General features: G+C 43.1%; 7 protein-coding genes. 3 read left to right on the forward strand and 4 right to left on the reverse strand.

Going from position 1 to position 8,866, the window contains the following annotated elements; translation table 11 throughout:
- Window positions 1-38: 38 nt before the first annotated feature.
- Window positions 39-3,170 (reverse strand): DNA translocase FtsK, encoded by a 3,132-nt coding sequence (locus J502_RS08725; RefSeq protein ID WP_005406542.1) that lies wholly within the window; start codon window positions 3,168-3,170, stop codon window positions 39-41.
- Between the two features lie 251 nt (window positions 3,171-3,421).
- Between J502_RS08725 and trxB the strand changes: the two genes are divergently transcribed.
- From trxB to J502_RS08740, 3 genes are all read left to right on the forward strand, one after another.
- Window positions 3,422-4,381, forward strand: a complete 960-nt coding sequence (trxB, locus tag J502_RS08730) for a thioredoxin-disulfide reductase (protein ID WP_005018904.1) — start codon at window positions 3,422-3,424, stop codon at window positions 4,379-4,381.
- A gap of 127 nt (window positions 4,382-4,508) precedes the next feature.
- Window positions 4,509-5,240, forward strand: a complete 732-nt coding sequence (gene aat, locus J502_RS08735) for a leucyl/phenylalanyl-tRNA--protein transferase (protein ID WP_005027498.1) — start codon at window positions 4,509-4,511, stop codon at window positions 5,238-5,240.
- Window positions 5,241-5,259: 19 nt separating this feature from the next.
- Complete coding sequence (locus J502_RS08740; RefSeq protein WP_005406797.1) at window positions 5,260-6,075, forward strand: arginyltransferase; 816 nt, start codon at window positions 5,260-5,262, stop codon at window positions 6,073-6,075.
- Between the two features lie 11 nt (window positions 6,076-6,086).
- On the opposite strand, the gene rimI is transcribed toward J502_RS08740, so the two are convergent.
- From rimI to tuf, 3 genes are all read right to left on the reverse strand, one after another.
- The gene (gene rimI, locus J502_RS08745) at window positions 6,087-6,545 is read right to left on the reverse strand and encodes a ribosomal protein S18-alanine N-acetyltransferase (RefSeq protein WP_034428932.1); all 459 of its coding nucleotides are present in this window, start codon (window positions 6,543-6,545) and stop codon (window positions 6,087-6,089) included.
- 105 nt (window positions 6,546-6,650) lie between these two features.
- A complete protein-coding gene (locus J502_RS08750; protein ID WP_005406897.1) occupies window positions 6,651-7,526 on the reverse strand; it encodes a metal-dependent hydrolase in 876 nt (291 codons plus the stop codon).
- 236 nt (window positions 7,527-7,762) lie between these two features.
- Window positions 7,763-8,866, reverse strand: a 1,104-nt coding sequence (gene tuf / locus J502_RS08755; protein ID WP_052026684.1) for an elongation factor Tu, incomplete at its 5' end; no start/stop codon positions are given.

Below are 8,866 nucleotides of genomic sequence, written 5' to 3' on the forward strand. Positions count from 1 at the left end.
AAAACCTGCTTGAAGCAGGTTTTTTATTTAAAGACCTTTTATACTAAAATTTCACGCTTACCATTTGCACCCATCGCACTTACAATACCATTTTCTTCCATCTGATCAATAATGCGCGCAGCACGGTTGTAACCCAAGCTAAATTTACGCTGGAGAGAAGACGTAGAGGCTTTACGGGTTTCCAGTACAAATGCGACACACTGGTCGTAAAGCATATCCCGGTCGGAACCGCCTTCTCCACCATCCTCGAAACCGCGTGAGCTTGGTTCTTCATCAAACGGTGTCAATATCTCGTCAATGTAATCAGGATCACCACGTTCGCGCCATGCATCACAAATACGGTTAACTTCATCATCAGAAATGAAGGCGCCATGTACACGTTCGGGTTCAATTTTACCTGGCCCCAAGAACAGCATATCACCGTGCCCTAACAAGTCCTCTGCCCCACCTGCATCTAAAATAGTACGGGAGTCAATTTTGCTGTTAACACGTAATGCCACACGGGTAGGAATATTGGCTTTAATCAGGCCGGTAATGACATCCACAGAAGGACGCTGAGTTGCAAGCAATAAATGAATACCAGCAGCACGTGATTTTTGCGCGAGACGAGTAATCATTTCTTCTGCTTTTTTACCCACCTGCATAATCATATCTGCAAATTCATCAGCCACAATCACAATCATAGGTAAAGGAGTTAAGCGTGGGGCACGCTCTTGAGTTGCCGAATCACCGGGTTTCCATGTCGGATCAATCAGATCCTCACCGTTCGCAATTGCTTCTTCGACCTTACGGTTATAATCAGTAATCTTACGAATTTTCATAAAGGACATCAGCTTGTAACGACGTTCCATTTCATTAACACACCAGTTTAGTGCACTGACCGCATCTTTCATATCAGTCACTACAGGCGTTAAAAGGTGAGGAATATCATTATAGTTAGCCAGTTCTAATTGCTTCGGATCAATCAGAATTAAACGCAACTGATCGGGGGTATATTTGAGCAGCATGGAAAGAATCATGGCATTTACAGCGACTGACTTACCCGAACCGGTAGTCCCTGCCACCAGCATGTGAGGTGCCTTGGCAAGATCAGTCAAAACCGGATTACCTGAAATATCCTTACCCATAGCCATTGAGATAAGACCATTCGGGTCGCGATATGCTGGTGTTTCCAGTAGCTCGGTTAAACGTACCATTTCACGGCTACTGTTCGGTACTTCGATTCCAATATAAGGTTTGCCTGGTATAACTTCTACTACACGCACCGAAGCCATGGACATTGAGCGAGCCAGGTCACGGGAGATATTGGTTACTTTAGAAGCTTTTACCCCAGGCGCCAGATCCAGTTCAAAACGGGTGACTACCGGCCCTGGCTGAGCCTCAACCACCTTGGCTTTAACATTAAACTCCTGCAACTTGATTTCTAGCAGTTCTGACAGGCGTGCCAACTGCTCAGCAGTAAAGTTTACTTTCTTGTTCGGGTCTACCGGATCTAGAATGTCAACTGGAGGCAAAGTTGATAGATCACGACGCTTGTGTACCACTTGCATGGCACGTGACATCGGCCGCCCGGCCCGGTCAGTTAATGGCGCATCAAGATCAAATTCTTCTTCAATTTCTTGAGGTTTACCAGCCGTTTCATGCCAAGCCTCAATAAAGGCTTCTTTATCTTTGGCAAGAATTTTACGCTCATCTAGATGTTGCTCAATCTCTGTTTCACGCTCTGGTGCATTAAACTGAGTTTTAATCTCTGCTTTTACAAAGGGTGTAGACTGAGCATAACTGCTTGTTGTTCTCACAGGCTGATCTTTAAAGTGATCTTCATCTTCCACCAGAAAATCAACCAGCTCCTCAAGCTCAGCAACATCACTGCCGTTATTCTGCATAGACTGTCTCATCAGTGCAGATTGAACTCCCGTGGCGCTTGCTGCCCCAGAAACACTGGCTGTCACACTGGATACAGTAGCTGATGCGGCAGATGAGCCCTGTCCATTTGATATATTTTTGCTGTTAAAAGGTGTATGTACATCTGTTGCCGTTTTAGTTGGCGGTACAGCAGCTAACAGTTCATCAAAAATCTGGTCATCATTCCAGTCCAATATCTCATCATCATGTGATGTTTGAGGCTGATACGCAGGAGAACAGGATTCAGGCTGTCTTTCTTCCTGAGCCACTACCACTTGTTGCAGATGCTCATGTGGTGTAACCGGTTTGTCATCTTCGGCAGCTTTTAACAGGGCATCAATATCACGGTCATGATTATCATCATGTTGTAAAGCACGCCATACTTCACCGGTTGCGACCACACGCTGGCTGTCCTGCTGTAACTGATGGGCTTTTTCTAAAGTACGTTCAAACTCTGCTTCATCTTCAGGATCAAGTGAAGGCATCTGATGTTGTATCTGCTCTTTTGCCAACATATCGTTAAATAGACGCTCTGCTTGCAGGTCTGCTGCTGAAGGTTGAGAGACTATCTTAGCTGGCTGCTTTATTTCTGAAGCTAAAACCTGCTCTTGTGCAGGTTCTCTGGTTCTGATCGCGACCGGCTTTTTTATTGGTTGCTGTTCAGTGCGGTCAAAGTCTGATTCACTGGAAGGTACATTACGGTAAAACAGATCTTGCAGATATGCAGGGGTTGCCTTAAGCGTAATCCAGGTTTTATTCCATTGAATACCAAATGCCAAAGTCAGTAAAATTAGACAAAATACAATCAGAAAGAAAGTAGCACCATAAATTGTTAACACCTGTGCCAGACTACTTCCCAGTTCATAACCGATAATGCCACCAGAGGCATTTTCCAGAGTATCTGCAGGTAAATTCCAGTGTAGATATAAAAGGCTGGACGTGGTCAGGATTAAAAAAAACTGGGCAGCATAACGAAACGGACGGTTCAGGAAACTGCGTGGCCACCAGAGCTGGATAGCTTCAATAAACAGGTAGATGGGAATAAGTAAACTTGCCCATCCCACAAAGCCAAAAAGCAAATCTGCAATCCAGGCACCCGCTACGCCACTGGCATTAGAGACTTGCTGGGTATCACTGGAAATATGCATCCACCCGGGGTCAAACGGTGTATATGTTACTGTTGCCAGAAACAGGTAAATCCCGAATGAAACCAAGAATAATGTCATTAATAAGCGCTGTGCATAAACATTTGACACCGCAGTCATATACTGTCCCGTAACCATTTATCAATTGATGTTCTTATATAGAAGCCGTCAGGCTTTCTTCAAAGAAGAAAACTTTATATTATGCACCGGTTCCCATTAAAATGATGCATCATTATTTATTTGTGTTGTTAACATATTTTATATAGCTCAAACCGATTTCCATCATCAAGATTATCCACATGGATTGAACACAACTTTGCTGATGTTTCACGTATACTTTTAACAATTCTACATAAAAAAGGATAGCTTTAATGAGCATTCGTCACTCACGGTTAATTATTTTGGGTTCGGGCCCTGCCGGTTACAGCGCAGCAGTGTATGCAGCACGTGCAAACCTAAAACCGACACTCATTGCAGGCATGCAGATGGGTGGCCAGCTTACGACCACTACTGAAGTAGACAACTGGCCAGGTGACCCTGAGGGCCTGACTGGTCCAGCTTTAATGGAACGTATGCATGCTCATGCAGAGCGGTTTGGTACTGAGATGATTTATGACCATATTAATGAAGTGGATTTAAATGTTCGTCCCTTTGTTTTGAAGGGTGATATGGAAGAGTACACCTGTGATGCCCTGATTGTGGCAACAGGCGCAACTGCCCAGTATCTTGGTCTGGAATCCGAAGCCAAATTTATGGGCCAGGGTGTAAGTGCCTGCGCAACCTGTGATGGTTTCTTCTACAAAAACCAGAAAGTTATGGTAGTAGGTGGAGGTAATACTGCGGTTGAAGAAGCATTGTATTTATCAAATATCGCTTCACATGTTACGCTTGTACACCGTCGTGACAAACTGCGTTCAGAAAAGATTTTACAAGATCACCTGTTTGAAAAAGAGAAAGAAGGCAAAATTTCGATTCTCTGGAACCATCAGGTTGAAGAAGTCCTGGGCGACAATACGGGAGTAACTGGTGTAAGACTTAAATCTGTTCAGGATGACACACTACGTGATGTTGATGTTCAAGGTTTATTTGTTGCCATTGGCCACAAACCAAATACCTCAATGTTTGAGGGTCAGCTTGAATTACGTAATGGCTATATTCAGGTACAAAGTGGCACAGCAGGTAATGCGACTGCAACGTCAATCCCAGGCGTATTTGCAGCAGGTGATGTAGCAGATGATGTTTATCGCCAGGCCATTACCTCTGCGGGTTCAGGCTGTATGGCTGCACTTGATGCAGAGAAATACCTGGATGGTTTAACACCAGAAAGTTAACAAAGTTTAGTTATTTTCTTAATAGCCGCCTCAGTGCGGCTATTCTTATTTTCAGTTTTACAGTTGTGCTTGTATGGCTGTATGAAATTACTTACCATAAATTAAAGTGATTTTTTCAGACTGAATCATGACCATGCTTCCCCCCTCTCAATATATTTTTCCTGATCCTATAGAAGCCGATCCTGAAGGCGAAGGCCTCATATGTATTGGGGCTGACCTCTCTCCATCTACTTTATTAGAAGCTTACACACATGGGTTATTTCCCTGGTTTAATGCAGGTGAACCTATTTGCTGGTGGTCACCAGAACCACGCTGTGTAATTTATCCAGAACATTATAAACCGAGCAAATCTTTACTACGGAGTATGAAAAAGTACGACTATCACATCACGGTCAATCAGGCCTTTGAACAGGTTATTTCCTCATGTGCCCTACCGCGTAGCTATAGTGAAGAGACGTGGATTTCCAAACAAATTATCCAAGGCTACTGCAACCTGTTCAATGCAGGTTTTGGTTATAGTGTTGAAGTCTGGGACGATACAAAGTTGGTAGGAGGCCTGTATGGGGTCACCATTGGCAAAGGCTGTTTCGGTGAATCGATGTTCAGTACCCGCACTGATGTTTCAAAAATGGCTTTTTATAGCCTCATGTTAATTGCAAAGGAGAATAATTTACCTTGGGTCGACTGCCAGCTGGTAAATGAACATCTGCTTAGCTTGGGTGCCTGTACAGTTTCTCGGCAGGATTATCTTAAATCGTTACAAGATGTAATTATTCAACCTGCTATCGATTGGAAAAAGTATCAGGAGCGTGTATTTTCAAGTGAAACAGTTGCACTTAATAGCCGCCTGAGCGAATGATAATAATGAGGGACCATGTATGAAATCTTATCACCCTAAGTCCCTGTTGAATGACTTGCAGTACTATATTACACCACCACATGACTGTAGTTATCTAGAAAAGAAATCTGCACGCATGGTCTTTCTGGACCCTGTTCATCGTATTGACGTAGAAACATTGTCTGAACTTTCTCGGCTAGGCTTCCGACGTAGTGGCGACTTTATCTATCGTCCAGAATGCCATCTGTGCCGGCAATGCCTTTCCTGTCGGGTCCCTGTAAATGCTTTTCAAATGAACAGCAGCCAGAAAAAAGCATGGAAGCGTAACCAGGATTTACGCATGAATATTATTTCAACCCGTGATGCAACCTGGCAGCATTATGCACTGTATGAGCGCTATATTTTGGCACGTCATGCTGATGGAGACATGTATCCACCCAGTCAAGACCAGTTTGAAAAATTCTTGGTACATAGCTGTACAGAAAGCTTCTTTCTTGAGCTGTGGAAGGATGAACAGCTCATCAGCGTTTCTACATGTGATCCGCTGGATGATGGTATTTCAGCGGTTTATACTTTTTTTGATCCTGATGAAAACCGTCGCTCCCTAGGAGTATTTGCAATTTTAAAGCAGATTGAATATGTAAAAATGCTAGGTCTAGATTACATTTACCTCGGTTACTGGGTACCACATTCAGCTAAAATGAACTATAAATCCCAATATACCCCATTAGAAATTTTACTAGATGGACAGTGGCGGCATTTGAACCGATCCTTAAACGCTGAAGAGATTCATGCGCTGGGTGATTCGCTCCTCACCACCCTTCCTTCGGGCTGGAATCAGCTGATTGTTAAATAAATCAGTTTGACTTAGCGAAATAACTGGCTGAAATCCTCACTACAAGACTTGACCATGATAATGGCATGTTCACGTCCTCCATTCGGTCCAGGATAATAATTACGTCGCTGATCAATTTGATGAAAGCCGCTCTTTTCATAAAGTGCAATGGCAGCTGTGTTGCTTTCACGTACTTCCAGAAAAATTTGTACAGGCATATTTTCTAAAAGTGAAATTGATTGCTCAAGCAGGGTATAACCTAGTCCTTTACCTTGCCAGGAAGGATGAATAGCCATTAATAACAGGTTAGCTTCATCTAGAATAGGCTGTAGAATACAGAAGCCGATAACCTGACCTTGCAGCTCGTATACAGTACACAGATAACTTTGTAATGCCTCTTCGAATAATCGAAAAGACCACGGGTGAGTCTGAACCTGTTTTTCAATCTCAGTCACCTGAGGCAGGTCAGATTTTTGCATTAAGCGGATCATATACAACAGGGCTTTTATAGCTATCCAACTTGCATTATAAGAATTGTTTATGAAAAATCGAGAATAAAAAAGGACAATTTAAATTGTCCCTTTTCTTATATACTTTTAGAAACCTAGTTTATTACGCCATTTTTCTAAAAGAGCTGTGGTATCTGTATCATTTGGATGAAATTTTGGTCTTAAAAAGTCTGCCAGTTCAGGAATTTGTCGAGTTATAAAACCCTTACGGCCATACATAAATTTCAGCATATATCTGGTATCTTTCCAGGTTAGTTTTTTATCTGCGCTTAAGAGACGCACAGTAAAATATGACTGTGTAAAGAAAATCAGCGTTAAGGCAATGATTAGCGCCGAAGAGCGCATAAAATAAGCCTTAGGCCCTTGCCCATACATTGCTGTATAAACATCAAAGGCTACAGCTTTATGCTCATTTTCCTCTATGGCATGCCACATCCAGAGTTTATACATGGTCTCATCATTAAATAAGGCCTGCACATCTGCATTCTGCAACAGCTCAGCCGCAATAGTGGCAGTAAAATGTTCAAGAGCACATGTACCTGTTAAATCAACCATTTCCTTGGTGTAACCGAACGGTTTCATCAGACGGTATACAACTTCCGTACCTACTTTAAGTACTTGCCCTGTCTGCTCTTCCATTTTACGTACATCATAACCATAAGCCTGAGCAGAAGCATTAAAGGCAAGATGCTCCTTAGAATGCATAGCTTCTTGCCCGATAAAAGCACTAATCTCTTTTTGAAGTGCTGGATCTGAGAGTTTAGGGTTTTGACGCACCGCACGGGTACTATCTACAAAAAATTTTTCACCCTCTGGAAACAGTGCAGATAAAGCTGTCATAAAATGGGTTATACCGGCATCGCCGCTCGCCCAGTAACGTGGAACCTGATTAAATTCAAAGTCCATACGACGTACAGGAAAGCTAGCACCGGCACGATTTGAAATATTTACTTTAGCATTCATTAGGGTTACTCCTCGCAAGTGAGCAATTCGCTAGCTTGCTTTTATTTTTTGATTTCTTATTTCTTATCATACGTTTTTTTTATTGTGCTATAAGGGCAGATAAGGACATAGAATTATCAGTTAAGGACAGCTGATATTTATTTTTGTCTGACAATTTTATAAAGTTATTTAGATATATATTTATATAAATAAAAAAAGCGCCCTAAAAGGACGCTTTTTTTGACACAGTAAAGTGATTATGCAGTTACTTTCGCAACAACACCAGCACCTACTGTACGACCACCTTCACGAATCGCAAAACGCAGACCAGCGTCCATCGCGATCGGGTGGATCAGCTCAACTGACATCTCAACGTTGTCACCTGGCATAACCATTTCAACGCCTTCTTTCAGCTGGATCGCACCAGTTACGTCAGTTGTACGGAAGTAGAACTGTGGACGGTAACCATTCAGGAATGGAGTGTGACGACCACCTTCTTCTTTAGAAAGTACATATACTTCTGCATCAAATTTAGTGTGCGGCTTGATTGTACCTGGTTTAGCCAGTACCTGACCACGCTGAACGTCTTCACGTTTAGTACCACGTAGCAGAACACCACAGTTCTCGCCTGCACGACCTTCGTCAAGCAGCTTACGGAACATTTCTACACCCGTTACAGTCGTTTTAACTGTATCTTTGATACCAACGATTTCAACTTCTTCGCCGACTTTAACAATACCAGACTCAACACGGCCAGTAACTACTGTACCACGACCTGAAATTGAGAATACGTCTTCGATTGGCATCAGGAATGCTTTGTCGATTGCACGTTCTGGTTCTGGAATGTAAGTGTCAAGCGCTTCAACCAGAGCAAGAACTGCAGACTCGCCATACTGACCGTCGTTGCCGTTCAGTGCTTGAAGAGCTGAACCACGGATGATTGGAGTGTCATCACCTGGGAAGTCATAAGTAGACAGAAGTTCACGAACTTCCATTTCTACCAGTTCAAGTAACTCTTCGTCATCAACAAGGTCACATTTGTTCAGGAACACGATGATGTAAGGTACACCAACCTGACGAGAAAGCAGGATGTGTTCACGAGTCTGTGGCATTGGGCCATCAGTTGCTGCACATACAAGGATCGCGCCGTCCATCTGAGCAGCACCAGTGATCATGTTTTTAACATAGTCAGCGTGGCCCGGGCAGTCTACGTGAGCGTAGTGACGAGTTGGAGAGTCATATTCTACGTGTGAAGTATTAATGGTAATACCACGCGCTTTTTCTTCTGGTGCAGAGTCAATTGCTGCGTAATCTTTCGCTTCACCGCCGTAAGTTTTTGCACAGATTGTTGCAATCGCAGC

Origin of the sequence: Acinetobacter sp. 1294596, from assembly GCF_000582925.1 — a bacterium.
Classification (GTDB): Bacteria; Pseudomonadota; Gammaproteobacteria; order Pseudomonadales; family Moraxellaceae; genus Acinetobacter; species Acinetobacter radioresistens.

What these genes read in the sequence shown, in the direction of transcription:
- aat (WP_005027498.1), top strand. Translation starts at nt 4,509, where the DNA reads ATGACCATGCTTCCCCCCTCTCAATATATTTTTCCTGATCCTATAGAA.
- J502_RS08725 (WP_005406542.1), bottom strand. Translation starts at nt 3,170, where the DNA reads ATGACTGCGGTGTCAAATGTTTATGCACAGCGCTTATTAATGACATTA.
- J502_RS08750 (WP_005406897.1), bottom strand. Translation starts at nt 7,526, where the DNA reads ATGAATGCTAAAGTAAATATTTCAAATCGTGCCGGTGCTAGCTTTCCT.
- rimI (WP_034428932.1), bottom strand. Translation starts at nt 6,545, where the DNA reads ATGATCCGCTTAATGCAAAAATCTGACCTGCCTCAGGTGACTGAGATT.
- J502_RS08740 (WP_005406797.1), top strand. Translation starts at nt 5,260, where the DNA reads ATGAAATCTTATCACCCTAAGTCCCTGTTGAATGACTTGCAGTACTAT.
- trxB (WP_005018904.1), top strand. Translation starts at nt 3,422, where the DNA reads ATGAGCATTCGTCACTCACGGTTAATTATTTTGGGTTCGGGCCCTGCC.